We start from the raw sequence: 1,549 nt of genomic DNA, 5'->3' as shown, positions 1-1,549 counted from the left end.
GGGTATGCCTTCTATGGAAGTCTCCGCTGTCCTGGAGACGACCCTTTATATCACCCCGACCGGCGCGCCTCAGTGGGCGGCGAAGCCTACTGATCTGGAGGCCATGAGTCTCAAGTCCGCGAGAAGTAAGACTGTAGAAGTTTAAGGAGGAAAAGGCATGAGCGATAAGATTATTGATATGAAGGACCGAGTTAATCCTGTCCGTGTAACTGACCATGATACTGGAACGGTTTATGAACTGGACTTCACTCGAGAGAGCGTAAAGTTTGCGGAGAACCGTGGATTCAAGGTTGACGAACTGACGGTTTTCCCCGTGACCAGAATCCCGGAGCTGTTCTACTATGCGTTCCGAAAGAACCATAAGAATGTGGCCCGGTCCCAGACCGATGATCTTCTGGAAGGTATGGGAGGTATGACAACTGCCCTGCTGGAGAGGCTGATGCAGCTTTACAATCAGGCCGCTCTTACACATCTTATCGCCACTGATGAGGATGCAGTAAAAAACGCGAAGGTGACTGTGGAGCTGTAAAAGGCCCACAGTCCTTCACGGATCTATTTGAAGCGGAGTGCCCCTACTATCTGTCCATCGGCATGACTTGGGAACAGTATTGGTATGGCGATGTATGGATGGTAGAGGGATTCCGTGAGGCAGATAAGCTTAATCGAAGAAGGACAAATGCGGCAGCCCACATGATGGGAATGTACATTTATGAAGCCTTCTGTGATGTAGCGCCAGTTCTCCACGCCTTTGCAAAGAAGGGCACGAAGCCTATTCCCTATAGAACAGAGCCGTATCCCATGAGAGGAGAAGAAAAGACAAAGCTGGAATCAAGTCAAGAGATTGAAAACGAGCGTTTGAAAGCACAGCTTTTCTTCAGAAATTGGGCTAGATCTGCTCAAAAGAAATTCGGATAGTTCTCCGGTTTGTACCTTGAAAACTTTATATTGAGATAGCGGAGATTTTGAAAAAAGAATTTCTGTAAAAATTATATCGACAGAATTTGACAGCGGGAAAAATGGAGTATATAATGATAACGTGGAAACCCGCTGTCGCAATAGATAGAGACAGCGACGGTTAAAAGGACGGTTGCCTGACATCCCGCGAGTGCGGAATGGAGGCGTGTATAGAGCCCTCGCGGGAAATTTTCCTGGGGAGGTGATATACATAACTCTTCAAAATTTGTTTTGGATCGTTTCTATCATCTGGATCATTATCCAGGTGTGGGATAAATTCCGAGACAAAAAGAAGTGAGCCGTCTGCCGCAAACAGAAGGCTCACTGCGTGGTTGGGGCTGACACCCCGGCTATGTATGGAGTAGCTTATGTACTGTGGCAACCGTCTTTAGGGTTTCCACACTTTTATTATAGTATTTTAGGGAAAAAAATCAAGCGATTTTGAAAAAAATATCTTGCAATCTTAGCGAGTGAATAGTATAATATTTCCCTGCTTTCAAATGGGCTTAAAAATTATCTTTCAACTTTATCACAAGTCAATTCTTTTGTCAACTGAAAATGGAGATTTGGCGAAAATAAATTCGATGTCTTAAGT

Annotated in this window: 2 protein-coding genes; both read left to right on the top strand. The window is 45.1% G+C overall.

Going from position 1 to position 1,549, the window contains the following annotated elements; translation table 11 throughout:
* Positions 1-157 precede the first annotated feature (157 nt).
* A complete protein-coding gene (locus ACLTD4_RS34105; RefSeq protein ID WP_412332010.1) occupies positions 158-529 on the top strand; it encodes a DUF5055 domain-containing protein in 372 nt (123 codons plus the stop codon).
* 98 nt (positions 530-627) lie between these two features.
* Entirely contained in the window at positions 628-915 is a 288-nt protein-coding gene (locus ACLTD4_RS34100; protein ID WP_412332009.1) for a hypothetical protein, read from the top strand.
* Positions 916-1,549 lie beyond the last annotated feature (634 nt).

It is taken from the genome of Hungatella sp., from assembly GCF_046966825.1.
Note: the sequence above shows the minus strand (reverse complement) of the source record. Positions and strands in the feature narration are given on the sequence as shown.